This is a genomic window from Streptomyces spinoverrucosus (assembly GCF_015712165.1).
GTDB classification, from domain to species: domain Bacteria; phylum Actinomycetota; class Actinomycetes; order Streptomycetales; family Streptomycetaceae; genus Streptomyces; species Streptomyces spinoverrucosus_A.
This window is the reverse complement of sequence record NZ_JADPZX010000001.1, coordinates 4,186,586-4,212,245: the sequence shown is the minus strand read 5'-3', so window position 1 is coordinate 4,212,245 and position 25,660 is coordinate 4,186,586. Positions and strand designations below refer to the sequence as shown.

Here is a 25,660-nt window from a genome sequence, read left to right as displayed (position 1 = left end):
GCAACTCTCCGAGGAGAGGGACGAGTTCTGCTCGTGGCGCTCGCTGGGCAGCCCTCGGGAGGCCGTCATTGGCCGCCTCGGGGCAAACGGGCTCGGACGGAACAGGTACCGCGCGGTTCGGCTCAGGCGGTGAACAGGGTCAGGACGGTGGCGATCCTTTCCTCGCGCAGAGTGATGATGTCGATGCCGCGCACCGCGGGTTCGCCTTCGGGGCCGAACGCCCAGGCGAGTGCCCCATCGTGCGCACCGGCGTAGCGCCGGCCGTCTTCGCTGAAGCCGAAGTCCGGTGGGACCTTGTCGAGCAGGGCACGCGCCTTGTCTTCGAGTGCGTCCCAGCCCGTGGTGACGCCTTCGGGGTCGGTGAACACGACGTCCTCGGTGTAGATCCGCTCGATCGCCGCCCGGCGGGAAGCAGGGTCACGGTTGCCGAAGACCTCGTGCAGATTGGCGGCGAGCAGGTCGGTCACGGTGTGCATGGTGCTCCTCCGAGGGGTGTCGTGGGTGCGCCGGCCGGGTCCGTGGTGGCGGTCGGCGCTCCGGTGTGGTTCACGGTGGCGGGGTTATCGGATCATCGGGTTGGCGGTCCGGGTCAGATCTGGCTGGCGCCGCCGTCGACGTAGATCTCGGCGCCGGTCATGTAGCTGCTGGCGTCGGACGCGAGGAACAGCACGGTCTCGGCGATCTCTTCGGGGCGTGCGAGCCGGTTCATCGGTACGCCGGCTGCCAGGCCCTTCAGCAGCTGCTCGGCGGACTGCGGGTCGTCGGCCAGTCGGCTCAGGCCCGGGGTCTCGACGGGGCCGGGGGCGATGCTGTTGACCCGGATGCCGCGGGAGACCAGTTCGGCTGCCCAGCTGCGGGTGAACGAGCGGAGCGCGGCCTTGCTGGCGGCGTAGACGCTGAACGACGCGGCACCCTTGGTGTCGATGTTGGAGCTGGTCAGGATGACCGAGGAGCCCGGCCTCAGCAGGGGCAGGGCCTTCTGCACGGTGAACAGGGTGCCGCCGACGTTGGTGTTGAACGTGTCGGCGTAGTGCTGCCAGGTGACGTCGGGCAGCGCCGTGAATTCGCCGCCGCCGGCGTTGGCGAAGACGATGTCGAGGCTCTCCCGCTGTCCGATGGCCGCGAACAGCCGGTCGAGGTCGTCGAGGTCCGCGATATCGGCACGCACCCCGGTGGCACGATCGCCGATCGAGGCCACCGCCTCGTCCAGGGCCTGCTGTCGGCGGCCGGTGAGGAAGACGTGCGCGCCCTCCGCGGCCAGCCGCCGGGCGGCGGCGAGGCCGATGCCGGAGGTGGCGCCGGTGACGAGGGCGGTCTTGCCGTCGAGCTGTCCCATGATCAGTTCTCCTTGGAGGGGGGATGGTTGTCACTTGACTGGAAGGGACGGGTTGTCGCCGCGGTCGGCGGAGTCGGGCGGGGATGCGCTGCTGGGCGAGGGGCCGACCGGTCTGTCCCGGCAGAGTGATCACGTGTACCGCGGCGATGTCAGAGCAGTTCCTGGATCCAGTCGCGGGCAAGGCGCCAACTCGGGCGCGCGGGGTCGATCACGTCGAAATGATTCGTTTCGGGAACCTCGATGAAGCGCACGTCGCCGCCTCGTGCCGATACTGCATCGGCATACGCGCGGCTGTAGGACGGTGCCACGCCTTCGTCGTCGGCTCCATGGATCACCAGCACGGGCATGTCGGCGGGTGGCAGTTCGACGGGGGAGGTCTGGGCGTAGCGGTCGGGAACGTCGGCGGCCGTGCCGCCCAGTAGCAGGCGGGCGGCACCGTCCTTGATCCGGGCGGCCACGGCCGGCCAGACGGCGGAGTCCGACGGCCCCGGCGCGCCGGCCGGCGGCTCGACGTCGAGGTCGGCCAGGACGGAGCCGAGCTTGGCGGCGTCCGCGGCGACGAGGTCCAGCACTCCCGCCAGCGACACCGCACCGAGCGGCTGGACCTTCGGATTCGCGCCGGGGGCGGCTGGTGGGAGGGTGGATCGGTGAGCGGTCCAGGCCGCGAGGTGGCCTCCTGCCGAATAACCGACGACGACCACCCTGTCCGCATCGACCGAGGGGTCGATGCCCGCGACGGCATCCACGGCGGCGGCCACGTCCAGGAACGTCCCGGGCCAGCCGCCTCCCGGCTCGCCGATGCGCCGGTATTCGATGTTCCATACCGCGTACCCCAGCGTCACCAGGTCTGCGGCGAGACCAACGACTTGCCGGCGGTCGAACATGGCCGTCCAGAAGCCACCGTGGATCAGGACGACGACCGGGAAGGGCCCCTCCCCTGAGGGCAGGTACAGCTCGCCCACCTGAGAGGGATGGGGACCGTAGGCAATGGTCCGAACCGGCCGCGGGCCGTCGTCGGCGGCGTCCTGACGTGCTCCTCGTTCGGCGTCGGATCCTGCCTTTAAGGTGTTCATTTCGTGGATGGACATCACTGACTCCCTTTGAGGGCGCACAGGTGCGCTGGTCTGGTGTTCTCGTTCTGATCCGTTGTCGAGCCGGTCACGGGGCGACGGTGGCGTGCATCTCCCACACGAGGACTTCGGCGGGTTCGGTGGCGCTGACCCGGTGGCCGCCCGTGGCGGTGAAACGCACGGCGTCGCCCTCGTTGAGTGCGCCCGTGCCCTCCAGGTCCACCGAGCCACGGGCAACGAACAGGTGCAGGTACGGCGCCTCGGGAAGGATCACTTGCTGTCCGGGACGTAGCCGTGCGGCGTAGAGCGCGGCGTGCCGGTTCTGGATTCGGATGGCGGTGCCGTCTTTGTGTTTGTCCATGCCGGATGCCACCGTGACCAGCCCTCCGGACAGCAACTCGCCGTCGATTTCGAGTTGTTCGTAGCCGGGTGTGACGTCGGCCTCGTCGGGCAGGACCCACATCTGGATGAAGTGCACCGGGTCGGTGGGGCGTTCGCCGGTGGATGTGTAGGAGTCGTTCTTCTCCGAGTGCAGGATGCCGGTGCCGGCGCTCATGCGCTGGGCGAGCCCGGGGTAGATCACGCCGGAGTGGCCGCTGGAGTCCTGGTGGACCAGTGAGCCCTGTAGTACCCAGGTGACGATCTCCATGTCCCGATGCGGGTGCGTCTCGAAGCCTGTACCCGGCTGCACCAGGTCCTCGTTGTTGACCAGCAGCAGACCGTGGTGCGTGTTGGCCGGGTCCGGCCGGTGAGTGCCCAGGGAGAACGAGTGCTTGGAGTCGAGCCAGGACAACCGGGTCGCCGACCGCCGTCCGGCGCGCCGGACGTCCACCCTGGGTGTCAGCAGTGCGCTCATGGTGCGCTCCCTCTCCGCGAGGATCCGGCATGTTCAATGTTCAACATTCACGATACGCATGGATGGCATGAATGTTCAAGTCATCCGAGCGAATTCGGGTGGCCGGGCTGATACGCTCGCGAAATGACCACCCCCGACGAGTCCCTGCAGGCCGACAAGCACGACGAGCACGCCGATCTGTGGCTCACGCCGGCTGAACTGGCGTCGTGGATGTCGATGGTCCGACTGGTCACCCGGCTTCCCTGGGCCCTCGACGCCCAGCTGCAGCGCGACGCGGGGCTGAGCATGGTCGAATACATGGCCATGGCCATGCTGGCCGAGGCTCCCGAACGGACCTTGCGCATGAGTGCCCTGGCCGAGCACACCAGTTCGTCGCTGTCCAGGCTGTCGCACCTGGTGAAACGACTGGAAAGCCGCGGGTACGTCCGGCGCGAACCGGACCCCACCGACGGGCGCTTCACCAACGCCATCCTCCTGCCCGACGGCATGGCCAAGCTGGAATCGTCCGCGCCGGGTCACGTGGCTTACGTTCGTCACCTCGTGGTGGACAACCTGTCCGGCGAGCGCCTGCGCCGACTGGGCCAGGACGCCGAGCGCATCCTGCAGCGCATCGACTCGCCCGTACGCTGAGTGCACCGCCTGATTGCTCGCGCCGGGGTCTTGCGCTCTTCGGTGACTTGACTGTTAAAGCCATTGAGTGTGAGAGGGCGAGCTCATCGCCAACCGGATTCTGCTGCATCGGCCGTTACGTGCCGCGAGAAGCTCGGTCAATGGTCCGACAGCGACCTGGACCCCGACCGGCTCTTCGGCCGTGACCGGATTCTGGACAACATCAGCCTTTACTGGCACACGAACACGGCCGCATCCTCGGCCAGGTTGTACGCCGAGAGCTTCAGCACCGACTTCCGTACCCTCAACGTGGACGTGCCCGTCGGGGTCAGCGTGTTCCCCGGGGAGCTCCACCAGGCGCCGAAGGTATGGGCCGAGCGGACTTACAGCCACTTGTTCTACTGGAACGACGACATCCCCAAGGGCGGCCATTTCGCGGCCTTCGAGCAGCCGGATCTTTTCGTCACCGAGCTGCGCAACTGCTTCCGCTCCATGCGACAGCCCGTGGCCCCGGGCCGAGTGATCTTCCGCCGGTGCCCGGGCCGGAGAGTCTCAGGTCATGGCGTTGGTGCGCAGGGCCAGTGCCGTGGAGGTGACCGACGACACCACCGCGAGGACCGCGCACGCGCCCACCGTCGCGCCGAGGGCCGGCCAGGGCAGGTCCGGGGTGGGGTGCGCCGACAGCAGGCCGAGGGCCGTCCACATGCCCGTCAGGTTGAGTACGGCGACCAGGGCACCCAGCACGCCGCCCACCGCGACCACCGTCAGCGCCTCCGCGCCGACCAGCCGCAGCACCTGCGCGTGCGTCGCCCCGGCCAGCCGCAGTACGGCCAGGTCGCGGATCCGGTCGGAGGTCGCCATGACCATGGTGTTGGCCACGGAGACGCCGGTGTACAGCAGGGCGATGCCGAGGACGAGCAGGAAGCCGAGGCGGGTGGTCCGGTCGGTGTCGGGGCGAGCGGCCCGCACCCACTGGTCCCTGGTGAGGACCCGGGCGCCCGGTCCCGCCGCCTGCCGCAGCCCGGCGGCCACTGCCGCATGGTCGGCACCGGCCGCCCTCACGTCCACCCGGTCCACCCGCGCGCCGGGCGCGTTGGCCGGGGTGACGTACACGCCGTTGTCGCCGGTCCCGGTCGGCATCACCGCGGCGATCCGCAGCGACCTCCGCGTACCGTCCCCGAGCCAGACGTCCACCCGCTGTCCCACGGTGTGCCGCTCCCACTCCTCGTTGACGATGATCGAGTCGTCGTCGAGGTCGGTCGTGCGCCCCGCGACCAGCGGCAGGCGGGCGGTGGCGGCGAGCGGGCCGGGCTCGGCGGCGCGGGCGTCGGACCGGACCAGGGCCACGCCCTCCTCCAGCACGTACACCGCGCTCGACGAGGACGCCGACACCTCGGCGTCCGGCACCTGGCGCAGCCTGTGCAGCGTCGCCGCGTCGAAGGACGTACCGCCCGCCGGAGTCACCACGAAGTCGGCCGCTGTACGGTCCCGCACCTCGGTGGCCTTCGCCTCGTTCAGCGTCGCGGTGGCGCCCAGCAGCGAGCCCGCGAGAGCGACCGTGACCAGCACGGGCGCCGCGATCGCGGCCGTACGCCGGACGCCCGTGGCGGCGTTCTCCCGCACCAGCATGCCGCCCGCGCCGGGCAGTTGGGCCGGCAGCCAGGCGAGCAGCCGGGTCAGCGGGCGCACCAGCAGCGGCGCGAGCAGCACGACCCCGGTGATCAGCAGCATGGGGCGGCTGACGTAGGTCTTGCGGTGCAGCAGCTCGCCCGGCTCGGTGAGCAGGGCCACGGCCAGGGTCACGCCGGCGGTCAGCAGCAGGCCCATGCCGCACAGCCAACGGCCCCGCGTCATGGCCCTGGTGTCCACGGACGCCTCGCGCAGCGCCTGCGTGGGGCCGGTGCGGCCGGCCCGCCAGGACGCGGCCGTCGCACCGCACAGCGCGACCGTCAGGCCGGTCCAGAAGGCCAGGTGGTACGGCCAGTCGTGGTCGCCGATGGTGAACCAGGCGGGGGCCAGGCCGCCGTCGACGGTCCACTCGGCAAGCCACGGGGCGCCGTACGCGCCGAGGACGCAGCCCGTCGCCGAGGCGAGTACGCCGACCAGCAGAGCCTCCGTGACCACCAGCCGCCGCAGCTGACCCGGGGTCGCCCCGGCGGTGCGCAGCAGGCCGAACTCCCGGCGGCGCTGTGCCACCGCGAAGGCGAAGGTCGACGCCACGACGAAGACGGAGACGAAGGCGGTGACGCCGCCGGCCGTGCCGAAAAGGGCGTTCATCGCGGTGAGTGCCTCGGTGTCACGGTCGGGGTCGGGGTCGGCGTACCGGCGGTCGGCTCCGGTGAGGACATCGACGCCCGGCCTGCCGGACACCGCCTTCCGTACGGCTCTCGCGTCGGCCTCGACGACCAGTCGCGTGCTCGACGGGGACAGTTCGGCGGCGCGCGTGTCGGTGAAGAAGACGGCGTTCTCGAAGCCCCGGTCGGTGACGGTGCCGACGACGCGGACGGTGCCGTGGCCGGTGGGTACGCGGTCGCCGGGGGCTGCCCAGGTGCCGCTGACGACCACTTCGTCGGCGGCCCGGGGAGCGCGGCCCGAGGTCAGGTCGTACGGCGCGAAACGGGCGGTGGACCAGGGGTGGCCCAGCAGGTCGCCGGGCCCGCGCGCCGCCGTCACGGGGAAGGACCGGTCCTCGGTGACCGGGCCCAGCTTCCCGAGCGCGGCCACGGTCTCGGCGGGAACCGGGCGGGGGTGGGCCAGTTTCGCGGTGCGGTCACCGACCGGCGTGGGCACCCGGAGGGTGTCCTGGCCCTGGACCACCACGGGCGCGGCGGCGAAACGTTCCGGGGCGCGTTCGGGCGCGTCGAGGGAGGAGGCGAGGGCCAGGCCCGTCACGGTGAGCAGGGCGACACCGAGCGAGAGGGCGACGAAGCTGCCGGCGAAGGTGGCCCAGCGGGTGCGCAGGGTGCTCAGGGCGACGCTCAGCACGGCACGGCCTCCAGCCCGGTCATCCGGGTGGCGATGTCGTCGGCGCTCGCGCCGGTCAACTCGCCGTTGAGGCTGCCGTCCACCAGGAAGACCACGCGGTCCGCGTAGGAGGCGGCCACCGGATCGTGGGTGACCATGATGATCGTCCGGCCCTCGCGGTCGACCATGCCGCGCAGCAGCGCCAGTACCGCACGGCTGGTGCGCGAGTCGAGCGCGCCGGTCGGCTCGTCACCGAAGAGCACCTCGGGGCGGGTGACCAGGGCGCGGGCGAGTGCGACGCGCTGCTGCTGGCCGCCGGACAGCTCGGTGGGCCGGTGCCCCGCGCGGTCACCGAGCCCGACCTGCTGGAGCGCCTCGCGGATCCGCGCCTTGGGGACGCGCCGGCCCGCCAGGCGCAGCGGCAGGGCGACGTTCTGCTCGGCGGTGAGCGAGGGCAGCAGGTTGAACGCCTGGAAGACGAAGCCGATGCGCTCGCGGCGCAGCAGCGTCAGCCTGGTCGCGCTCAGCCCGGTCAGTTCCGTCCCGCCCACGGTGACCGAGCCGGACGTGGGGCGGTCCAGGCCCGCCGCGCACTGGAGCAGGGTGGACTTGCCGGAGCCGGAGGGCCCCATTACGGCGGTGAAGGTGCCGGCGGGGAAGGCGAGGGAGACGTGGTCGAGCGCCGTCACGCCGCCGTCGCCCGTTCCGTACCGCCTGCTCACGGCGCGCAGTTCGATCGCGTTGGTTTCCATGTCTCCCTCGGTGGATGGCGGTTGAGGACCAGTGGTCCTACGAAATCGCCCGGGAGTGGGTCGGCGCAGTGCGGTGGAACGGAGACTTGGGGTAGGGCCAGGCATACCCCCGACCCGCTCCCTGGACGGATGGCCGGGCCGCCTCGGCTGCTTCTACGGTGATCCGCATGCAGCCTCCTCGGAACGTGTGGCAGGCCATGTCCGGGCCGGGCTTCCTGCTGTCGGCGTGGCCGTGGCGGGCGGCCGGGTACCTGGTGTCAGGTGTGGTCGTCGGCGCCGTCACCCTTGTCGCGCTCGTGGTCCTGGCCGCGCTCGGCGGGGTGCTCGTCCTCGTCCTCGTCGGCGTGCCGATGCTCCTCGCCCTGGTCCTGGCCGGAATTCCGGTGGCCCGGGTGGAGCGGCGCAGGCTGCGGCTGGTCGACCTGGACCCGGACCCTGCTCGCGATCAGCATCGGGCGCCCGCGCGCGGGGGGCTGTGGGCCTGGCTGTCGACGCGGTTCAGGGAGCCGGTGACCTGGCGGGAGCTGGGCCATGCGCTGCTGTTCGCGGGGCTGCTGTGGCCCGTCGACGCCCTGGTGGTCGTGTTCGCGCTGCTCTGCCCGCTGTCGCTGGTCGGTACGCCTTTGCTGATGGCCGTCGGCTTCGACGAGGTGAAGGTGCTCAAGCTGTGGGCGGTCACCACCTGGCCGGCCGCCGTCGGGTTCGCGGCCCTCGGGGTCGTCCTGTGCTGCCTGGGGGCCTACGCCCTCGGGGTCGCCGCCGGTGCCCGGGGCGCGCTCACCCGGCTGCTGATCGCCCCTCGGGACGCCGAGTTGGGGGCCAGGGTCGTCGAACTGACGCGGTCCCGGGTGCGGTTGGTGGACGCCTTCGAGGCGGAGCGGCGGCGGATCGAGCGCGATCTGCACGACGGGGCCCAACAGCGGCTCGTGGCCCTGACGATGACGCTCGGACTGGCCCGTCTCGACGCACCGCCGGGGCCGCTCGCCGACCGACTCGCCCAGGCGCACGAGGAGGCGGGGCGGGCACTGGCGGAGCTGCGCGAGCTGATCCACGGAATCCATCCCAAGGTGCTCACCGACTTCGGCCTGGAAGCGGCGGTCGCCGACGCCGCCGACCGCTCGGTGGTCCCGGTCGACATCGACCTGGAACTGCCGGGGCGGCTGCCGCGGGCGGTCGAGTCGGCCGCGTACTTCGTGGTGTGCGAGGCGCTTGCCAACATCGCCAAGCACAGCGGGGCCGCGCGCGCCGAGGTGCGCGGCGGGCACACTGGGGGACGGCTCGTCCTGGAGGTGCGTGACGACGGCTGCGGTGGCGCGGACGCGTCGGCCGGGACCGGGCTGACCGGGCTCGCGGACCGGGTGTCGGTGCTCGATGGCAGACTCTCCGTGTCCAGTCCGCCGGGTGGGCCCACCCTGTTGCGCGTGGAGTTGCCTTGCGAGCCGTCCGATCTCTGCGCGTAGTTCTCGCCGAGGACAGCGTGTTGCTGCGGGAAGGGCTCATCGAGCTGCTCGGCCGGTGCGGGCACGAGGTGGCCGCCGCCGTCGGGGACGCGCGGGGGCTCGTCGCGGCGGTCGAGGAGCACGGGCCCGACGTGGTGGTGACGGACGTCCGGATGCCGCCCGGGTTCCAGGACGAGGGCCTGCGCGCGGCGGTACGGCTGCGGGAGCTGCGGCCCGGGCTGCCGGTGCTCGTGCTGAGTCAGTACGTGCAGCGGGCGTACGCCGCCGAGCTGCTGGACTCCGGCGACGGGAGGGGGGTCGGGTACCTGCTGAAGGACCGGGTCGGGCAGGTCGAGGAGTTCATGGACACCCTCGGTGAGGTGGCGGCGGGCGGCACGGTCGTGGACCCCGAGGTGGTACGGCAGCTGCTGCGCCGGCGCCGGGATCCGCTGGAGCGGCTGACCCCGCGCGAACGGGAGGTGCTCGCGCTGGTCGCGGAGGGGAAGTCGAACGGGGCGATCGCGCGGGAGCTGGTGGTGTCCGAGGCGGCGGTGGGCAAGCACATCGGGAGCATCCTGACCAAGCTCGATCTGCCGCCGGCGGAGGAGACGCATCGGCGGGTGTTGGCGGTGTTGGCGTATTTGCGGGCATGACGCCTTTGCGGGCATGACGTCTTTGTGGGGGTGACGTCTTTGTGGGGGTGACGTCTTTGTGGGGGTGACGTCTTTGTGGGGGTGACGTCTTTGTGAGCGTGACGTCTTTGTGGGCATGGCGCCCGGTCGGACCACGGGCCGGGTGTCACCGGGTGCGTGCGTTTTCCACAGGTGAGGAGTTGTCCACAGGGTCTGACGGGATGTGGCGGCCGGGTTGTACCGTCGGCTCGCGTTGATGTTCGTGTGAGACACGGGGGAGGCGGTCGTGGTGACCGAGGTCGGTGTGCAGGGCGCGGGTTCCGGGACGGTGCGGATTCCACGAGTGCGGGGCTTCGCCGAGTGGACCGGCCAGGGCGCGCGCTCGCCCAAGACGGAGGGGAAGACCCTGCGCGAGCGGGTCCCGCGGCACGCCCACGCCACCCTCGACCTCGACGGCGCCCGGCCCGACGCGGTGGCCGCGGTCGAGGAGTCGAACCGGGGCCGTATCCCGGAGCTCACGCCGATACGCGTGGGCAGGATGGCGGCCACGCCGTTCGCCTTCCTGCGCGGATCGGCGGGCCTGATGGCGTACGACCTCGCCCGCACCCCCATGACCCGCATCCGCGCCCAGATCTGCGGCGACGCGCACGCGGCGAACTTCGGTCTGTACGGCGACGCGCGCGGCGGCCTGGTCATCGACCTGAACGACTTCGACGAGACGGTGTACGGCCCCTGGGAGTGGGACCTGAAGCGGCTCGCCGCCTCGCTGGTGCTCGCGGGCCGGGAGGCGGGGGCCGACGAGGACACCTGCCGGGCGGCCGCCCATGACGCCGCCGGCGCCTACCGCCGCACCATGCGGCTGCTGGCCAGGCTCCCGGTGCTGGACGCGTGGAACGCGATCGCGGACGAGGAGCTGGTGTCCCACACCGACGCCCATGACCTGCTCGGCACGCTGGAGCGGGTCTCGGAGAAGGCGCGGGCCAACACCAGCGGGCGGTTCGCGGCGCGGTCGACCGAATTGACCGAGGAAGGCGGACGCCGGTTCGTGGACGCGCCCCCGGTGCTGCGCCGGGTCCCGGACGGGGAGGCGGCGGCCGTGGCGGCGGCGCTGGAGGCCTACCTGACGACGCTGTCGGAGGACCGTCTGCCGCTGCTGTCCCGGCACGCGGTGCACGACGTGGCGTTCCGGATCGTGGGCACGGGCAGCGTGGGCCTGCGTTCGTACGTCGTCCTGCTCCTGGACCACCGAGGTGAGGCGCTGATCCTCCAGGTGAAGGAGGCCCGCGGCTCGGCGCTGACGCCGCACTTGCTGACCGCCGGTTTCGAGGCGCCGCCCGTCGACCACGAGGGCCGCCGGGTCGTCCTCGGCCAGAAGCGGATGCAGGTCGTCAGCGACATCCTGCTCGGCTGGACGACCGTCGACGGCCGCCCGTTCCAGGTCCGCCAGTTCCGCAACCGCAAGGGCAGCGTGGACCCGGCGGCGCTCTCCACGGACCAGCTCGACGACTACGCCCGCATGACCGGCGCACTCCTCGCCCGCGCCCACTCCCACAGCGCCGACCCTCGCCTGATCTCCGGGTACTGCGGCAAGAACGAGGAGCTGGACGAGGCGATGGCGGCGTTCGCCGTCACCTACGCCGACGTGACCGAGGCGGATCATGCGGCGCTCGTGGCGGCGGTGCGGTCGGGGCGGGTTCGGGCGGAGGTGGGGGTGTGAGGCGTCGTCGGCCTGCTGAGGTGGGGTGTGAAGCGGCCGCCGGCCCGCTTGGGCGGGTCTGAGCGCCGATCGGCGGGTGGTGGCGCTGGTGGCCGGGGGCCGCTGAGGGTGGGGTGTGGAGCGTCGGTGGCCCGCTGGGGCGGGTGTGAGACGTCGGTCGGTGGTGATGGCCGGGTCTGTTGAGGTGGGGGTGTGAGGTGCTGGTCGGCCGCTGGGGCGGGTGTGAGACGTCGGTCGGTGGTGATGGCCGGGTCTGTTGAGGTGGGGGTGTGAGGTGCTGGTCGGCCCGCTGGGGCGGGGAATGAGGCCGTCGGTCAGGGGTGGTGGCCCGGGGTCGCTGAGGCCGGTGTGAGGCGCTGGTCGGCCGCTGGGGCGGGGAATGAGGTCGTCGGTCAGGGGTGGTGGTCCGGGGTCGGTGAGGCCGGTGTGAGGCGCTGGTCGGTGGTGGTGGCCCGGGGGCGTGTGGGGCGTGGCCTACGCTGGTCGGGTGACGACCCCGGATGCTGAGCAGGGCGGTGCCGCCGGTGAGACGCGGGCTGCGCCCCAGGACGGCGCGCCCCGGCCCGAGGAGCGGCTGGAGCGGGCCGTGCGGGCGGCCGAGCAGGCGCTGATCGAGTACGAGATCGCGGTGGAGACCTTCCGCGTCGAGATCGAGAACTTCTCCCGGCTGCACCACCAGAAGCTCGGCCCGATGTACGCCCGCCTCGAGGAACTGGACGCGCAGATAGCCGAGGCGAAGGCGGCCCGGACCGGTGACCCCGAGGACCTTCGCAAGGCGCAGGAGCTGCGGGCCCGGGTGCTGCCCATGCCCTCCGTGGAGGAGCTGTTCCACGGCTGGATGGACGGCGACGGCCTGTTCCCCGAGGCCGCCGCGATGCTCACGGACCAGCCGGTCCGGCCCCCGCAGCGGGTGCGCCCCAGCGAGGAGGCCCGCCGCCTCTATCGCGACCTGGCCCGCAAGGCCCACCCCGACCTCGCCCAGGAGGACGGGGAGCGCAAGCGGCGTGAGGAGTTCCTCACCCGCGTGAACAGCGCCTACGCCCGTGGCGACGAGGCGCTGCTGCGCGAGCTGTCCGAGGAGTGGGCGGCCGGACCGGTGCCGGAGGAGCGCCGCCCGAGCCGCGGCGAGGAGCTGTACGCCCGCCTGGAGTGGCTCGCCCAGCGCAAGGAACTGCTCACGGTCGTCGCCCGGGAGCTGGAGGAGAGCGCCATCGGCTCCATGCTCAAGCTGGCGCCGGACGACCCCGACCGCCTCCTCGACGAGATCGCCGAGCAACTGCTCGCGGAGGTCGCGGGGCGCGAGGCGGAGCTGGCGGAGCTGATCGGTCAGGGCTGACCGGCAGCGCGTGTGGTTCGGGTAGCGTCGGGACCATGAATTTCGGAGCTGTTCCCACCGTCGGGGTCACGGACCTCAAGGACGACGACTTCCTGCTGGACGTCCGCGAGGACGAGGAGTGGCAGGCGGGTCACGCCGCCGGGGCGCTGCACATCCCCATGAGCGAGTTCGTGGCCCGGTACGGCGAGCTGACCGAGGCCGCCCCACAGGACGGCCGCGTCCACGTCATCTGCCGCTCCGGTGGCCGCTCGGCCCAGGTCGCGATGTACCTGAACCAGCAGGGCATCGACGCCGTGAACGTCGCCGGCGGCATGGAGGCATGGGAGGCAAACGGGCGTCCGGTCATCACGGACGCAGGAGAGCCGGGGGCCGTGGTCTGAGCCGGTGCCGAGTGGGGCCACGTATGACCTGTGGGGCCATGTATGACCTGTGGGGCCACGTATGACCTGTGGGGCCACGTATGACCTACGGTGGCCCTCACCCCGGCGCATGCGCCGCCAGCAGATCCCCCAGCGCCTCCTCATGTGCCGCCGCCGGTCCGAGTGACAGTTCCAGGTGCTTCGCCCAGGCGTGGTACCGGTGCAGCGGATAGTCGACGTCCGCACCGAACCCCCCGTGCAGATGCTGCGCCGTCTGCACCACCCGCCGTACCCCCTCCGACGCCCAGATCTTGGCGACGGCCACATCCCCGGCGGCCGGCAACGCCCCCGGCGCCCCCGAGCCGATCCGCCAGGCCGCCTGCCACAGGGTGGCCTCCATCGCCCGCAGGTCGATATAGCGGTCGGCGGCCTGCACGGCCACGGCCTGGAACGTCGCGACCGGATACCCGAACTGCTCACGCTTCCCCGTGTACTCGCTGGTCATCCGCAGCACCCGCTCCCCGAGCCCCAGCGCCAGCGCACACGTCCCGGTGGCCAGCAGCTCCCGCAGCCACTCCCAGGCCCCCTCGCCCTCGATGACGTAGCGCTCCGGCACCCGCACCGACTCCAGCCGCAGCTCCCCGAGCCGCTCCCCGGTCGTCGCGAACTGCTCGGCCACTTCGGCCCCTTGATGCCCCCGTGGGACGAGGGCGAGGACGCTCCGATCGGCGCCGGTGTGCGCCGGTACGACGGTGAAGTCGGCGTCGTACGCCCACGGCACCGCCGTCTGCACTCCGTCCAGGACCCAGCCGTCCCCGTCCCGTCGCGCGGTCACCGCCCGTTCGGCGGGGTCGTGACCGCCGGTACGCCCCTGCCCGGCGACGGTCAGCACGACCTCGCCCCGCCCACCCCGCGCGAGCACCGCGGACTTCAACTCCGCACCGCCGTACGCCTGTACGGCCGCCAGCGCCGCGCAGCTCTCCAGTAGCGGCACCCGCGCCAGCACCTTCCCCGCCTCCCGCAGCACCAGGCACAGCGCGATGGCATCTAGGCCCGCCCCGCCGTGCTCCGGGGCGAGCAACAGCCCGAGCAGATCCGCGTCGGCGAGCCTGCCCCACAGCGCCCGGTCGAAGTCGTCGGCCACGGCGCCCCTGGTCAGCGTGGGGCTCGGCACTGTGTCCGGCGCGACATCGGCGAACACACCCCGCGCCGCCTCGGCCGCCGCCTGCTGCTCCTCGGTGAAGGTGAAGTCCACGGTCCTGTCCTCCCGACGGATCCGCCATCTGACGGAGCGTCAAGATAGAACAGGTTCTAGGAGAAGGGAATGGTGCGAGGGGACGCCTCACCGGCTAGCGGTCGAAGTCCAGCTCCACCCTCTCCGTCACCGGATGCGACTGGCACGCCAGCACATACCCGGCCTCCGTCTCCTCCCGTTCCAGCGCGAAGTTGCGGTCCATGCGCACCTCCCCGGAGACCAGGAAGGCCCGGCATGTGCCGCACACCCCGCCCTTGCAGGCGTAGGGCGCGTCGGAACGGTTGCGCAGCACCGTCTCCAGCAGCGACTCACCGTCCTGCACCGGCCAGGTCCCGCCTCGGCCGTCGAGCCGCGCGGTCACCGTGCTGTGCGTGGGGGCCGTCGACGGCGCGGCGGCCGGCGCCGCGTCCACATGGAAGATCTCCTCGTGGATCCGGCCGCGCGGCACCTCAAGTCCGCGCAGCGCCCGCTCGGCCTCCTGCACCAGCCCGTACGGCCCGCACAGGTACCAGCCCGCCACGTCGGCCACCGGCAGCAGCGCCGGCAGCAGGCCCGTCAGCCGCTCCCGGTCCAGCCGCCCGGACGGCAGTCCCGCCTGTTGTTCCTCCCGGGAGAGCACGGTCACCAGCTGAAACCGCTCGGGGAAGCGGTCCTTCAGATCGGCGACCTCCTCCAGGAACATCGTCGAGGCGGACGTACGGTCGCTGCGGATCAGGCAGAACCGGGCCTCGGGCTCGCGTGCCAGCAGCGTCGTCGCGATCGACAGCACCGGCGTGATCCCGCTGCCGCCGACGATCGCCGCGTACAGCCCGGGAGCGGGGTCGAGGGTGAAGCGGCCGGCCGGTGTCATCACCTCCAGCTCGTCACCGACGTTGATCTCCTTGAGCGCGTACGTCGAGAAGGCGCCGCCCTCCACCAGCCGCACCCCCACCCGCAGGGTGCACGGTCCCTCGCCGTCCCGGGGCGCCGGGGCGCAGATCGAGTACGTCCGCCGGATGTCGACGCCGTCGACGGTGCGCCGCAGGGCGATGTGCTGGCCGGGCGCGTACCGGTACTCCGCGCGCAGCTCCTCGGGCACCGCGAGCGTGACGGCGACGGAGTCGTCGGTGAGCCGGTCGACCGCGATCACCGGGAGCGTGTGGAAGCGGGCCATCACAACTCCTTGAAGTGGTCGAACGGTTCACGGCACGCCAGGCAGCGCCGGAGTGCCTTGCAGGCCGTGGAGGAGAAACGGCTCAGCAGCTCGGTGTCGGCGGAACCGCAGTGCGGGCAGCGGACGGGGTCCGGTTCCTGTGTGAGCGCGCGCGTCGGGCCCAGCTCCAGTGACACCGGTCCGGAACGCGTGCCCACCCGGGGTGGTGCGATACCGAACTCCCGCAGTTTGCGGCGCCCTTCGGGCGTGATGTCGTCCGTCGACCAGGCCGGCGAAAGCACCGTGCGGACGGTGACCTCCCGTATGCCGTGCTCGTGCAGCGCCCGCTCTATGTCCAGGGACATGGCCTCTATCGCGGGGCAGCCGGTGTACGTCGGGGTCAGCTCGACGTCGACCGCGTCCTCGCCGCGCAGGCGTACCGCGCGCAGGACGCCCAGTTCCCGCAGGGTGAGGACCGGCAGCTCGGGGTCGGGCACCGAGCCGGCGATCGCGATGAGTTCCTCTTCCAGGGCGGTCGTGGTCACCATGACGCCCCCGGGTGGCTGCGGTGCAGATGCTGCATCTCGGCGAGCATCCGCCCGAACGACTCGGTGTGCAGGCCCTGCCGGCCCGCGCCCGCGCTCCACGCCCCGGACGGCGGCCCCTCGGGGAGCGGGAGCGTGGCCCGGCTCAGGACCTCGCCGACCGACTCCAGCCAGGCCGACCGCAGCCGCTCCCCGTCCACGTCCAGGCCCTCCACCGGCTCGAACATCTCGCCGGTGAACCGCCACAGCGCCTCGCACGCCCGCCGCATCCGCTCATGGCTCTCGTCGGTGCCGTCGCCGAGCCGCAGGGCCCACTGCTCGGCGTGGTCGCGGTGGTAGGCGACCTCCTTGACGGCCTTCGCGGCGAGCGGGGCGAAGGGGCCGTCGCCGGTGGCCAGTTCGGCGTAGAGCAGGTGCTGGTAGGTCGAGAAGTACAGCTGGCGGGCGATGGTGTGGGCGAAGTCGCCGTTCGGCTGCTCCACCAGTTGGAGGTTGCGGAAGGCGCGCTCTTCGCGCAGATACGCCAGCTCGTCCTCGTCGCCGACCAGCGACAGCAGCACGCGGGCCTGGCCGAGCAGGTCCAGCGCGATGTTGGCGAGGGCGACCTCCTCCTCCAGCACGGGGGCGTGGCCGGCCCATTCGCCCAGGCGGTGGGAGAGCACCAGGGCGTCGTCGCCCAGGGCGAGGGCGGCCGTCGTGGGAACCGTGGTCGTCACAGGTGCTTCACCCCCTCCGGGATCTCGTAGAACGTCGGGTGGCGGTAGGGCTTGTCCGCGGCCGGTTCGAAGAACGGGTCCTTCTCGTCGGGGGAGGACGCCGTGATGGCGGACGAGGGCACGACCCAGATGGAGACGCCTTCGCCGCGCCGGGTGTACAGATCGCGCGCGTTGCGCAGGGCCAGCTCCGCGTCCGGGGCGTGCAGGCTGCCGGCGTGGGTGTGGGACAGGCCCCGGCGCGAGCGCACGAAGACCTCCCACAGCGGCCAGTCGGTGTTGGTCATGCGCGCGTAGCTCCTGTCTCGCTGTGCTTGGCCGCGTACGCCGCGGCCGCCTCCCGTACCCAGGCGCCCTCTTCGTGCGCCCGCCTGCGCTGTGTGATGCGCTGCTCGTTGCACGGACCGTTGCCCTTGAGAACCTCCCAGAACTCCGTCCAGTCGATCGCCCCGAAGTCGTGGTGCCCCCGCTCCTCGTTCCACCGCAAGTTCGGGTCGGGGAGGGTGAGGCCGAGGGACTCGGCCTGGGGGACGCAGATGTCGACGAAGCGCTGGCGCAGCTCGTCGTTCGAGTGCCGCTTGATCTTCCAGGCCATCGACTGCGCCGAGTGCTGCGATGCGTCGTCGGGCGGGCCGAACATCATCAGGGACGGCCACCACCAGCGGTCCACCGCGTCCTGCGCCATCGCGTGCTGCTCGGGCGTGCCGCGGCTGAGGGCCAGCAGCAGCTCGTACCCCTGGCGCTGGTGGAAGGACTCCTCCTTGCAGATGCGGACCATCGCACGCGCGTACGGGCCGTAGGAGCAGCGGCACAGCGGCACCTGGTTGGTGATCGCGGCGCCGTCCACGAGCCAGCCGATCGCGCCGACGTCCGCCCAGGTCAGCGTGGGGTAGTTGAAGATCGAGGAGTACTTCTGGCGGCCGCTGTGCAGCTTGTCGAGCAGCTCGTCGCGGCCCGTGCCGAGCGTCTCCGCCGCGCTGTACAGGTACAGCCCGTGGCCGGCCTCGTCCTGGACCTTGGCCATCAGGATGGCCTTGCGGCGCAGGGAGGGCGCGCGGGTGATCCAGTTGGCCTCCGGCTGCATGCCGATGATCTCGGAGTGCGCGTGCTGGGCGATCTGGCGGACCAGCGTCGCCCGGTAGGCGTCGGGCATCCAGTCGCGTGGCTCGATGCGCTCGTCGGCGGCCACGGCGGCGTCGAAGGCGCGCTCGTACCCGGCGGTGGCGGCGGCGGTGCCGTCCCCGTCGTACGACGCTGTGTGGTCCGTCTTCTGCGCGGCTGCTGTCGCCATGAGGCCCCCTCGACCCTGGGTCTGCCCGGAGCATGCTCCCGACCGATCGTTCGGTTCGTGCGATTCCATGGTCGGACGGGCGCCGTAAGGTGTCAACCGCTGTGGATAACCCGTCGGCGCGGCTGTGGACGAGCTGATCGAAGGGGCTGTGCCCGGTGGGTCGGCCTGAGTACCGTTCGCGTGCGAGGGGGCTGCCGGGCGGCGCAGAAGGACCGGAACGGGATCGGAATCGGGGCGGAATGGACGCGCAGGGCGCGAAGGACACGTACGACAGGGGTGCGAGCGCGCCGCCCGCGGGGGGCGCGCAGGGCGCCCCTGACGGCGTGAGCGAGCCCCTGCCGGGACCCCGCACCGGTGTCGCCGCCCTCTCCCCGCGCTATCAGATCGGCGTCGCGCTGGCCCTCGCCGTCGTCGCGGTCGCCGTCTGTGTACATCTGGGGATGGTCTTTCTGCACGTCGCGCCGTCGAACACGGTCACCAAGCAGCACGGCAAGGCGATCGACGAATGGATCTACCCGGAGTTCGAACAGAACTGGAAACTGTTCGCGCCGAACCCGCTGCAGCAGAACATCGCGGTCCAGGTCCGCGCAGAGATCCGAACGGGTGACGGCAGCATCCGCACCACCGGCTGGTACGACCTGTCCGCGCAGGACGGCAGGGCCATCGACGGCAATCTGCTGCCGAGCCACACCCAGCAGAACGAGCTGCGCCGCGCCTGGGACTTCTACACCGCCACCCACGACGGCAACAACCGCCCCTCGGGCCTGCGCGGCGCGCTGAGCGAGACGTATCTGCGCCGGATCGTGGTGCTGCGCCTGGACCGCGCGGACGCGGCCGGGCCGGGCGGTGTCGTCGAGCAGGTCCAGATCCGCTCGCGGACCACCAGCGTCCGTCCGCCCGAGTGGAGCGAGGAGCGGATATCGCTCAAGCCGGTGTACCGGGTGCTGCCCTGGTGGTCGGTGCCGCACGACAAGGCCGGGGGAGGCGTCCGGTGAGCCGCTTCGCCCTGGCCGTCTCCCGGGGTATCGCCCGGGTCACGGAGTCCGCCCTCGGCCCGTACCAGACCGCCGTGATCCGCATCGGGTTCACCGCGACCTGGCTGCTGTTCCTGCTGCGCGAGATCCCGCACCGGCAGGAGCTGTACGGCCCCGACGGCCCGTGGAGCTGGGACCTCGCCGAGCAGCTGATCGGCGCGAACGGCGCCTTCACCGCCCTGATGTGGTCCGACGGGCAGCTCTGGTTCGAGACCGTCTACGCGCTCGGCGTGCTGACCAGCCTGCTGCTGATGCTGGGCTGGCGCACCCGCACCATGTCCGTGCTCTTCATGGTCGGCGTGCTCTCGCTGCAGAACCGCAGCGTCTTCATGGGCGACGGCGGCGACAACGTGCTGCACCTGATGTGCGTGTACCTGGTGTTCACACGATGCGGCCAGGTGTGGTCCCTGGACGCGCGACGGGCCCGGCGCGCACGCGAGGCACGCGCGCGCGGGAAGCGGGTCACCGACCGGACCGGCCCCGCGCTGTGGGGCGTGTTCGGGCTGGTGCTGTTCGGCGTGACCATGGCGGGCCGGCTGGACGGCGACTGGCTGGTGCCGGCGCTGCTGTGGGGCGTGTGGGTGGCGCAGGCCCTGTGGTGGCTCGCGGGGCGCCTCACGCGCACCGGTCAGCCCCGGATCCTGCTCGACGTGATCGCCAACATCCTGCACAACGGCGCGCTGCTCGTGATCATGGCCGAGGCCTGTCTGATCTACGCCACGGCCGGCTGGTACAAGATCCAGGGCTCCCGCTGGCAGGACGGCACCGCCGTCTACTACCCCCTGCACCTGGAGTACTTCTCGCCCTGGCCCGCCCTCGCCGACCTGCTGTCCGCCAGCGGCACCTTGGTCATGCTCATCACGTACGGGACCGTGATCGTCCAGGTCGCCTTTCCGTTCACGCTGTTCCACCGGCGGGTCAAGAACGTCCTGCTGGCCGCGATGATCATCGAGCACGCCGTGATCGCCGTGGTGCTCGGGCTGCCGTTCTTCTCGCTGGCGATGATCGCGGCGGACGCGGTCTTCCTGCCGACGTCGTTCCTGCGCCGCCTGGGTGACTGGGCCGCACGCGCGCGTGGGCGGCTGTTCCGGCGCGGTCGTCCCAAGGTCCCGGCGCAGCGGAGGCCGGACGCCGCCGAGCGCCCGGGGGACGCCGAACAGACCCACGTAGGCTTCACGGCATGAACGACCCCGCGGCCAGGGACTCCGGCGGCTCCCCACAGCAGCAGGTGAGCGCCTGGCGCCGCCTCGCCGGCACGTCCGTGCTGCTCGACGGCTTCCACGCCCTCAAGCACGCCCTGCGCTTCGGAGCCGAGGTGCCCCTCGCGGTTGCCGCCGACCGCGAGGCCGCGCTTGCCCTCGCCGACGAGCTCGCGCCGGACGTACGGCAGACGCTGGCCGCGCTGCTCACCGAGGTCCCGGAGTCGACGTACGCCTCCCTGGTGCCGCGCCCGCATCCGACGGCCGTGGCCGCCTTGGCGGTACGGCCGTCCCGTGAGGCCAATCTGCGGGCGCTGGCCCGCACGCCCCGCAGCGCGCCCGTCGTGGTCCTCGACGAGCCGCGCAACCTCGGCAACGCCGGGGCCGTGATCCGGCTGGCGGCCGGCTTCGGGGCGACCGGCGTGGTCACGACCGGCACGCTCGACCCCTGGCATCCCACGGTCGTCCGGGGCGGCGCCGGGCTGCACTTCGCGACCGCCGTGGAGCGGCTGGACGTCGAGGAACTGCCGCCCGGGCCGCTGTTCGCCCTCGACCCGGAGGGCGAGGACATCCGCGGCCTGAAGCTGCCGGACGACGCGCTGCTCGCGTTCGGCTCGGAGCGCAGCGGCCTGTCCGCGGCCGTACGCGCGCGTGCCGACCATCTGGTGGCGTTGCCGATGCGCCCCCAGGTCTCCAGCTACAACCTCGCGACCAGCGTGGCCATGACGCTGTACCACTGGAGCGCCACCGGGGGCGCGGCGGCCTGACTGCTCAGGCCTCCCGGCGTACCTCCACCACCCGGAAGCGGTTCGCGACGAACGCCCCGTCGGTCAGCGCCGAGTTGGCCGCCGGGTTGCCGCCCGAGCCGTGGAAGTCGGAGAAGGCGGCGGTCTGGTTGACGTACACCCCACCGGTCAGGTTCAGCGAGAGCTGCGCGGCCTCCTCCAGGCAGGCCTCCTCGATCTCCCGCTCGACCTCCTCGTCGGTCGTGTACGCGCCGACCGTCATCGCGCCCTTCTCGCGGACGGTCCGGCGCAGCAACTCCACCGCGTCGGTGGCCGAGTCGACGGCGACGGCGAAGGAGACCGGGCCGAAGCACTCGCTCATGTAGGCGGCCTCGTCGTCGGGCTTGGCGCCGTCCAGCTTGACGACCACGGGCGTGCGGACCACCGCACCCGGGAAGTCGGGGTTGCTGATCTCCCGTGAGGCGAGGGCGACTTCGCCCAGGCCGGCCGCGGCCTCCAGGCGTGCCTTGACGTCCGGGTTGACGATGGCGCCGAGCAGCGCGTTCGCGCGCGTGTCGTCGCCGAGCAGTCCGTCGACCGCCTGGGCGAGGTCGGCGACCACCTCGTCGAAGGACCTGGGGCCCTGGTCGGTGCGGATGCCGTCGCGGGGGATGAGCAGGTTCTGCGGGGTGGTGCACATCTGGCCGCTGTACAGCGACAGCGAGAACGCCAGGTTGGACAGCATCCCCTTGTAGTCGCCGGTCGACTCCACGATCACCGTGTTGACGCCGGCCTTCTCCGTGTGGACCTGCGCCTGGCGGGCGTTGGCCTCCAGCCAGTCGCCGAACGCCGTCGAGCCGGTGTAGTCGATGATCCGGATCTCGGGGCGGACGGCGAGGGTCTTGGCGATGCCCTCACCGGGGCGCTCGGCGGCCAGCGCGACCAGGTTCGCGTCGAAGCCGGCCTCCGTGAGCACCTGGCGCGCCACCTGCACGGTGAGCGCGAGCGGCAGCACCGCGCGCGGGTGGGGCTTGACCAGGACAGCGTTGCCGGTGGCGAGGGAGGCGAACAGGCCCGGGTAGCCGTTCCACGTCGGGAAGGTGTTGCAGCCGATCACCAGGCCGATGCCGCGCGGGACCGCGGTGAACCGCTTGGTCAGCGCGAGCGGGTCGCGCTTGCCCTGCGGCTTGGTCCACTCCGCGGTGTCGGGGGTGCGGACCTGCTCCACGTACGCGTACGCCACCGCCTCCAGGCCGCGGTCCTGCGCGTGCGGGCCGCCCGCCTGGAACGCCATCATGAAGGCCTGGCCGGAGGTGTGCATGACGGCGTGCGCGAACTCGTGCGTCCGGTCGCTGATCCGCTTGAGGATCTCCAGGCAGACCATGGCCCGGGCCTCCGGACCCGCGTCACGCCAGGCGCGCTGTCCGGCCCGCATGGCGGGCAGCAGCACGTCGATGTCCGCGTGCGGGTAGCTGACGCCCAACTCGATGCCGTACGGGGAGACTTCACCCTCCACCCAGTCGTCCGTGCCGGGCTGGCCGAGGTCGAGGCGGTTGCCGAGCAGGGCGTCGAAGGCGGCCTTGCCCGCGGCGGCGTCCAGGCTGCCGTTCTCCCCGTAGGCCTTCGGGTGCTCGGGGTGGGGGGACCAGTACGCGCGTGTGCGGATCGCTTCCAGCGCCTGGTCGAGGGTGGGCCGGTGCTGGGTGATCAGCTCGTGGGCGGTGAGTTCGGCGGCCATGCGGGACCAACTCCTCGTCTTGTGAGCTCCTCGTCGAGCTCATGACCTGGGCAGAAACATGGGCAGGAACACGCAGTCAGAGTTAGAGTAACCGAACGATCGGTCGGCTCAAGGGGGTCCGCCGCATCTGTGGAAAACCCCGTGCGGGAGGATCGCGTCCATGACAGCACTCGACCTCAGCAGCCCCGTGGCCGTCGTCGGCACCGGCACCATGGGCCAGGGCATCGCCCAGGTGGCGCTGGTCGCGGGCCACCCCGTACGGCTGTACGACGCCGTCCCCGGGCGCGCCCACGAAGCCGCCGCCGCGATCGGTGCCCGGCTCGACCGGCTCGTCGAGAAGGAGCGGCTCACCGGCGCCGACCGGGACGCCGCGCGCGCCCGTCTGCTGCCCGCCGAGAGCCTCGCCGAGCTCGCCGACTGCGCCCTCGTCGTCGAGGCCGTCCTGGAGCGGCTGGACGTCAAGCAGGAGCTGATGCGCGAGCTGGAGGACGTGGTCGCCGAGGACTGTCTGCTCGCCACCAACACCTCCTCGCTGTCGGTGACGGCCATCGGCGGCGCCCTGCGCGCCCCGGGCCGCTTCGTCGGCCTGCACTTCTTCAACCCCGCCCCGCTGCTGCCGCTGGTCGAGGTGGTCTCCGGGTTCGCCACCGACGTCACCTCGGCCACGCGCGCGTACGAGACGGCCCGCGCCTGGGGCAAGACGCCGGTGGCCTGCGCCGACACCCCCGGCTTCATCGTCAACCGCATCGCCCGGCCCTTCTACGCCGAGGCCTTCGCCGTCTACGAGGCGCACGGCGCCGACCCCGCCACCATCGACGCCGTGCTGCGCGAGTGCGGCGGCTTCCGGATGGGCGCCTTCGAGCTGACCGACCTCATCGGGCAGGACGTCAACGAGTCCGTGACGCACTCCGTGTGGCAGTCCTTCTTCCAGGATGTGCGCTTCACGCCGTCGCTCGCCCAGCGCCGCCTGGTGGAGTCCGGCCGGCTCGGCCGCAAGTCCGGCCAGGGCTGGTACGACTACCGGGACGACGCCGAGCGCGCCGAGCCGCACACCGCGGAAACCGTCCAGCCGCCCGCCTACGTCGTCGCCGAGGGCGACCTGGGCCCCGCGTCCGAGCTGCTGGCGCTGATCCGCGAGGCGGGCATCCAGGTCCGCGAGGAGGACGAGGACCACGGCACACGGCTGGTGCTGCCCAGCGGCGGCCAGCTGGCGCTCGCCGACGGCCAGACCTCGGTGGAGTTCCGGGACGTCGTCTACTTCGACCTCGCCCTCGACTACCGGCGGGCCACCCGCATCGCCCTGTCCGCATCCCAGGACACCTCCCCGCAGACCCTCAGCGAGGCCACCGGCCTGTTCCAGGCACTCGGCAAGAAGGTCAGCGTCATCGGCGACGTGCCCGGCATGATCGTCGCCCGCACCGTCGCGCGGATCCTCGACCTCGCGTACGACGCCGTAGCCAAGGGCGTCGCCACCGAGGAGGACATCGACACCGCGATGCGGCTGGGCGTCAACTACCCGCTCGGCCCCTTCGAATGGAGCCGCCGCCTGGGCCGCAACTGGGCGTACGCCCTCCTCGACGACCTGCACCTGCGCGACCCCTCCGGGCGCTACGCGCCGTCCCTCGCGCTCTACCGCCACGCGTACGCCTCCGACAAGCGGGAGGGCAGCACGTCATGACCACTGCCAAGCGCGACACGTACACCCCGGAGACGCTGCTGTCGGTCGCCGTACAGGTCTTCAACGAGCGCGGCTACGACGGCACCTCCATGGAGCACCTGTCCAAGGCCGCCGGCATCTCCAAGTCGTCGATCTACCACCACGTCACGGGCAAGGAGGAGCTGCTGCGCCGGGCCGTGAGCCGGGCGCTGGACGAACTCTTCGGGATCCTCGACGAGGAGCCCGCGCGCGTGGGGCGTGCCGTCGAGCGGCTGGAGTACGTCGTGCGGCGCATGGTCGAGGTCCTCATAGCCGAACTCCCGTACGTGACGTTGCTGCTGCGGGTGCGTGGCAACACGGACACCGAGCGGTGGGCGCTGGAGCGGCGCCGCGACTTCGACCACCGGGTCGCCGAGTTGCTGAAGGCCGCCGCCGCGGACGGGGATGTGCGCGGCGACGTGGAGGTGCGGCTGGCCACCCGGCTGGTCTTCGGCATGATCAACTCGATCGTCGAGTGGTACCGGCCCGACGGGCGCGGCATGGGGGAGCGCGAAGTGGTCGACGCGGTGGCGCAGTTGGTGTTCGGCGGGCTCCGGCAGGACCGCTGACCCAGGACCAGCGACCCCGGCACGATCCGAACGCCACGCTCTAGCCCTGCGGTTCCAGGTCCTCCTCCTCGAACACCAGCAACGTGCGCGTGCTGAGCACCTCCGGGATCGCCTGGAGCCGGGTGAGCACCACCTCGCGCAGCGCCCGGTTGTCGGAGGTGTGCACCAGCAGCAGCACGTCGAAATCGCCCCCGACGAGGGCGATGTGCGAGGCGCCGGGCAGCTGTCTGAGCTGCTCGCGCACCGTGCGCCAGGAGTTCTGGACGATCTTCAGGGTGATGTACGCCGACGTCCCCTGACCCGCGCGCTCGTGGTCGACGCGGGCTCCGAAACCGCGGATGACGCCGTCCTCGACGAGCCGGTTGATGCGCGCGTAGGCGTTGGCGCGCGAGACATGGACCCGTTCGGCGACGGACCGTATCGACGCGCGGCCGTCGGCCTGGAGCATCCGCAGGATGTCCTGGTCGATCGCGTCGAGGGGACGCGGCGGCGGCAGGGTGGCGCCGGCCTCCGGCCCTTCGGCCATTTGTTCAGATGCCATGTCCCCCACCTCTCTACCATGGACGTAATGCGTCCATCTCAGGCTGTGGAGAACCGTTTGTCCACAGCCGTGGGTCGCCTGTAGCCAAAATGTGCCGTCGACCGAACAATCGGTAGGTGAGGCGCATCACAGAGGCCGCGCCTCCCCGAAGC

25 protein-coding genes are annotated in these 25,660 nt (G+C 71.8%); 11 read left to right on the top strand and 14 right to left on the bottom strand.

Annotated features, from left to right (window positions below):
* Positions 1-122: 122 nt before the first annotated feature.
* From I2W78_RS18930 to I2W78_RS18915, 4 genes are all read right to left on the bottom strand, one after another.
* Positions 123-476: a nuclear transport factor 2 family protein gene (locus tag I2W78_RS18930; protein ID WP_196461475.1), complete on the bottom strand. Its 354-nt coding sequence runs from the start codon at positions 474-476 to the stop codon at positions 123-125.
* Positions 477-589: 113 nt separating this feature from the next.
* Positions 590-1,336 carry an SDR family oxidoreductase gene (locus I2W78_RS18925; protein ID WP_196461474.1) on the bottom strand — a complete coding sequence of 249 codons (747 nt, stop codon included), beginning with the start codon at positions 1,334-1,336 and terminating at the stop codon, positions 590-592.
* 149 nt (positions 1,337-1,485) lie between these two features.
* Positions 1,486-2,424 carry an alpha/beta hydrolase family protein gene (locus I2W78_RS18920; protein WP_196461473.1) on the bottom strand — a complete coding sequence of 313 codons (939 nt, stop codon included), beginning with the start codon at positions 2,422-2,424 and terminating at the stop codon, positions 1,486-1,488.
* A gap of 70 nt (positions 2,425-2,494) precedes the next feature.
* Positions 2,495-3,262: a pirin family protein gene (locus tag I2W78_RS18915; protein ID WP_196461472.1), complete on the bottom strand. Its 768-nt coding sequence runs from the start codon at positions 3,260-3,262 to the stop codon at positions 2,495-2,497.
* A 123-nt stretch (positions 3,263-3,385) separates the two neighbouring features.
* Here I2W78_RS18915 and I2W78_RS18910 point away from each other — a divergent pair, with 123 nt between their 5' ends.
* Positions 3,386-3,892, top strand: coding sequence for a MarR family winged helix-turn-helix transcriptional regulator (locus tag I2W78_RS18910; protein ID WP_196461471.1), 507 nt, complete (start codon positions 3,386-3,388; stop codon positions 3,890-3,892).
* A 531-nt stretch (positions 3,893-4,423) separates the two neighbouring features.
* Here the strand turns inward: I2W78_RS18910 and I2W78_RS18905 are convergent.
* Positions 4,424-6,856: an FtsX-like permease family protein gene (locus I2W78_RS18905; RefSeq protein ID WP_196461470.1), complete on the bottom strand. Its 2,433-nt coding sequence runs from the start codon at positions 6,854-6,856 to the stop codon at positions 4,424-4,426.
* Positions 6,850-7,587, bottom strand: coding sequence for an ABC transporter ATP-binding protein (locus I2W78_RS18900; protein WP_196461469.1), 738 nt, complete (start codon positions 7,585-7,587; stop codon positions 6,850-6,852). Before I2W78_RS18900 ends, I2W78_RS18905 begins: the two co-directional genes overlap by 7 nt.
* A 197-nt stretch (positions 7,588-7,784) precedes the next feature.
* On the opposite strand from I2W78_RS18900, the gene I2W78_RS18895 reads away from it, so the two are divergent.
* The 5 genes from I2W78_RS18895 (at position 7,785) to I2W78_RS18875 (ending at position 13,091) form a co-directional block, all read left to right on the top strand.
* A complete protein-coding gene (locus I2W78_RS18895; protein WP_196464624.1) occupies positions 7,785-9,047 on the top strand; it encodes a sensor histidine kinase in 1,263 nt (420 codons plus the stop codon).
* Positions 9,020-9,679, top strand: coding sequence for a response regulator transcription factor (locus I2W78_RS18890; RefSeq protein WP_196461468.1), 660 nt, complete (start codon positions 9,020-9,022; stop codon positions 9,677-9,679). The genes I2W78_RS18895 and I2W78_RS18890 overlap by 28 nt, the downstream gene beginning before the upstream one ends.
* Before the next feature lie 268 nt (positions 9,680-9,947).
* Positions 9,948-11,375: a DUF2252 domain-containing protein gene (locus I2W78_RS18885; RefSeq protein WP_374222724.1), complete on the top strand. Its 1,428-nt coding sequence runs from the start codon at positions 9,948-9,950 to the stop codon at positions 11,373-11,375.
* 487 nt (positions 11,376-11,862) lie between these two features.
* Positions 11,863-12,711 carry a hypothetical protein gene (locus tag I2W78_RS18880; RefSeq protein WP_196461466.1) on the top strand — a complete coding sequence of 283 codons (849 nt, stop codon included), beginning with the start codon at positions 11,863-11,865 and terminating at the stop codon, positions 12,709-12,711.
* 35 nt (positions 12,712-12,746) lie between these two features.
* A complete protein-coding gene (locus I2W78_RS18875) occupies positions 12,747-13,091 on the top strand; it encodes a rhodanese-like domain-containing protein (RefSeq protein WP_196461465.1) in 345 nt (114 codons plus the stop codon).
* 97 nt (positions 13,092-13,188) lie between these two features.
* Here the strand turns inward: I2W78_RS18875 and I2W78_RS18870 are convergent, their stop codons facing one another.
* From I2W78_RS18870 to paaA, 6 genes are all read right to left on the bottom strand, one after another.
* Entirely contained in the window at positions 13,189-14,325 is a 1,137-nt protein-coding gene (locus tag I2W78_RS18870; protein ID WP_196461464.1) for an acyl-CoA dehydrogenase family protein, read from the bottom strand.
* A 94-nt stretch (positions 14,326-14,419) separates the two neighbouring features.
* Positions 14,420-15,478 (bottom strand): 2Fe-2S iron-sulfur cluster-binding protein, encoded by a 1,059-nt coding sequence (locus tag I2W78_RS18865; protein WP_196461463.1) that lies wholly within the window; start codon positions 15,476-15,478, stop codon positions 14,420-14,422.
* On the bottom strand, positions 15,478-16,005 hold the full coding sequence (gene paaD / locus I2W78_RS18860; protein ID WP_196461462.1) for a 1,2-phenylacetyl-CoA epoxidase subunit PaaD: 528 nt from the start codon (positions 16,003-16,005) through the stop codon (positions 15,478-15,480). Before paaD ends, I2W78_RS18865 begins: the two co-directional genes overlap by 1 nt.
* A complete protein-coding gene (gene paaC / locus I2W78_RS18855; protein ID WP_196461461.1) occupies positions 15,999-16,718 on the bottom strand; it encodes a 1,2-phenylacetyl-CoA epoxidase subunit PaaC in 720 nt (239 codons plus the stop codon). Before paaC ends, paaD begins: the two co-directional genes overlap by 7 nt.
* Positions 16,715-17,002, bottom strand: a complete 288-nt coding sequence (gene paaB / locus I2W78_RS18850) for a 1,2-phenylacetyl-CoA epoxidase subunit PaaB (RefSeq protein WP_073944895.1) — start codon at positions 17,000-17,002, stop codon at positions 16,715-16,717. Before paaB ends, paaC begins: the two co-directional genes overlap by 4 nt.
* Positions 16,999-18,006 (bottom strand): 1,2-phenylacetyl-CoA epoxidase subunit PaaA, encoded by a 1,008-nt coding sequence (gene paaA / locus I2W78_RS18845; protein WP_196461460.1) that lies wholly within the window; start codon positions 18,004-18,006, stop codon positions 16,999-17,001. The genes paaB and paaA overlap by 4 nt, the downstream gene beginning before the upstream one ends.
* A 239-nt stretch (positions 18,007-18,245) precedes the next feature.
* Here paaA and I2W78_RS18840 point away from each other — a divergent pair, with 239 nt between their 5' ends.
* The 3 genes from I2W78_RS18840 to I2W78_RS18830 are packed head-to-tail and all read left to right on the top strand — an operon-like array spanning position 18,246 to position 21,006.
* Positions 18,246-19,001: a DUF5819 family protein gene (locus tag I2W78_RS18840; protein WP_230885503.1), complete on the top strand. Its 756-nt coding sequence runs from the start codon at positions 18,246-18,248 to the stop codon at positions 18,999-19,001.
* Positions 18,998-20,224 carry an HTTM domain-containing protein gene (locus tag I2W78_RS18835; RefSeq protein WP_196461458.1) on the top strand — a complete coding sequence of 409 codons (1,227 nt, stop codon included), beginning with the start codon at positions 18,998-19,000 and terminating at the stop codon, positions 20,222-20,224. The genes I2W78_RS18840 and I2W78_RS18835 overlap by 4 nt, the downstream gene beginning before the upstream one ends.
* A complete protein-coding gene (locus I2W78_RS18830; protein ID WP_196461457.1) occupies positions 20,221-21,006 on the top strand; it encodes a TrmH family RNA methyltransferase in 786 nt (261 codons plus the stop codon). The genes I2W78_RS18835 and I2W78_RS18830 overlap by 4 nt, the downstream gene beginning before the upstream one ends.
* A gap of 4 nt (positions 21,007-21,010) precedes the next feature.
* Here the strand turns inward: I2W78_RS18830 and paaN are convergent, their stop codons facing one another.
* The gene (paaN, locus tag I2W78_RS18825; protein WP_196461456.1) at positions 21,011-22,702 is read right to left on the bottom strand and encodes a phenylacetic acid degradation protein PaaN; all 1,692 of its coding nucleotides are present in this window, start codon (positions 22,700-22,702) and stop codon (positions 21,011-21,013) included.
* A 160-nt stretch (positions 22,703-22,862) separates the two neighbouring features.
* Between paaN and I2W78_RS18820 the strand changes: the two genes are divergently transcribed.
* Together I2W78_RS18820 and I2W78_RS18815 are read left to right on the top strand one after the other, a co-directional pair.
* Entirely contained in the window at positions 22,863-24,380 is a 1,518-nt protein-coding gene (locus I2W78_RS18820) for a 3-hydroxyacyl-CoA dehydrogenase (RefSeq protein ID WP_196461455.1), read from the top strand.
* Positions 24,377-24,967 carry a TetR/AcrR family transcriptional regulator gene (locus I2W78_RS18815; protein WP_196461454.1) on the top strand — a complete coding sequence of 197 codons (591 nt, stop codon included), beginning with the start codon at positions 24,377-24,379 and terminating at the stop codon, positions 24,965-24,967. The genes I2W78_RS18820 and I2W78_RS18815 overlap by 4 nt, the downstream gene beginning before the upstream one ends.
* A 40-nt stretch (positions 24,968-25,007) precedes the next feature.
* Here the strand turns inward: I2W78_RS18815 and I2W78_RS18810 are convergent, their stop codons facing one another.
* Entirely contained in the window at positions 25,008-25,508 is a 501-nt protein-coding gene (locus tag I2W78_RS18810; RefSeq protein WP_374222680.1) for an Lrp/AsnC family transcriptional regulator, read from the bottom strand.
* Positions 25,509-25,660 lie beyond the last annotated feature (152 nt).

What these genes read in the sequence shown, in the direction of transcription:
- paaB (WP_073944895.1), bottom strand. Translation starts at nt 17,002, where the DNA reads ATGACCAACACCGACTGGCCGCTGTGGGAGGTCTTCGTGCGCTCGCGC.
- I2W78_RS18900 (WP_196461469.1), bottom strand. Translation starts at nt 7,587, where the DNA reads ATGGAAACCAACGCGATCGAACTGCGCGCCGTGAGCAGGCGGTACGGA.
- I2W78_RS18810 (WP_374222680.1), bottom strand. Translation starts at nt 25,508, where the DNA reads ATGGCATCTGAACAAATGGCCGAAGGGCCGGAGGCCGGCGCCACCCTG.
- I2W78_RS18925 (WP_196461474.1), bottom strand. Translation starts at nt 1,336, where the DNA reads ATGGGACAGCTCGACGGCAAGACCGCCCTCGTCACCGGCGCCACCTCC.
- I2W78_RS18910 (WP_196461471.1), top strand. Translation starts at nt 3,386, where the DNA reads ATGACCACCCCCGACGAGTCCCTGCAGGCCGACAAGCACGACGAGCAC.
- paaN (WP_196461456.1), bottom strand. Translation starts at nt 22,702, where the DNA reads ATGGCCGCCGAACTCACCGCCCACGAGCTGATCACCCAGCACCGGCCC.
- I2W78_RS18865 (WP_196461463.1), bottom strand. Translation starts at nt 15,478, where the DNA reads ATGGCCCGCTTCCACACGCTCCCGGTGATCGCGGTCGACCGGCTCACC.
- I2W78_RS18895 (WP_196464624.1), top strand. Translation starts at nt 7,785, where the DNA reads ATGTCCGGGCCGGGCTTCCTGCTGTCGGCGTGGCCGTGGCGGGCGGCC.
- I2W78_RS18920 (WP_196461473.1), bottom strand. Translation starts at nt 2,424, where the DNA reads ATGTCCATCCACGAAATGAACACCTTAAAGGCAGGATCCGACGCCGAA.
- paaD (WP_196461462.1), bottom strand. Translation starts at nt 16,005, where the DNA reads ATGGTGACCACGACCGCCCTGGAAGAGGAACTCATCGCGATCGCCGGC.
- I2W78_RS18815 (WP_196461454.1), top strand. Translation starts at nt 24,377, where the DNA reads ATGACCACTGCCAAGCGCGACACGTACACCCCGGAGACGCTGCTGTCG.
- I2W78_RS18820 (WP_196461455.1), top strand. Translation starts at nt 22,863, where the DNA reads ATGACAGCACTCGACCTCAGCAGCCCCGTGGCCGTCGTCGGCACCGGC.
- I2W78_RS18930 (WP_196461475.1), bottom strand. Translation starts at nt 476, where the DNA reads ATGCACACCGTGACCGACCTGCTCGCCGCCAATCTGCACGAGGTCTTC.
- I2W78_RS18875 (WP_196461465.1), top strand. Translation starts at nt 12,747, where the DNA reads ATGAATTTCGGAGCTGTTCCCACCGTCGGGGTCACGGACCTCAAGGAC.
- paaA (WP_196461460.1), bottom strand. Translation starts at nt 18,006, where the DNA reads ATGGCGACAGCAGCCGCGCAGAAGACGGACCACACAGCGTCGTACGAC.
- I2W78_RS18840 (WP_230885503.1), top strand. Translation starts at nt 18,246, where the DNA reads ATGGACGCGCAGGGCGCGAAGGACACGTACGACAGGGGTGCGAGCGCG.
- I2W78_RS18915 (WP_196461472.1), bottom strand. Translation starts at nt 3,262, where the DNA reads ATGAGCGCACTGCTGACACCCAGGGTGGACGTCCGGCGCGCCGGACGG.
- I2W78_RS18830 (WP_196461457.1), top strand. Translation starts at nt 20,221, where the DNA reads ATGAACGACCCCGCGGCCAGGGACTCCGGCGGCTCCCCACAGCAGCAG.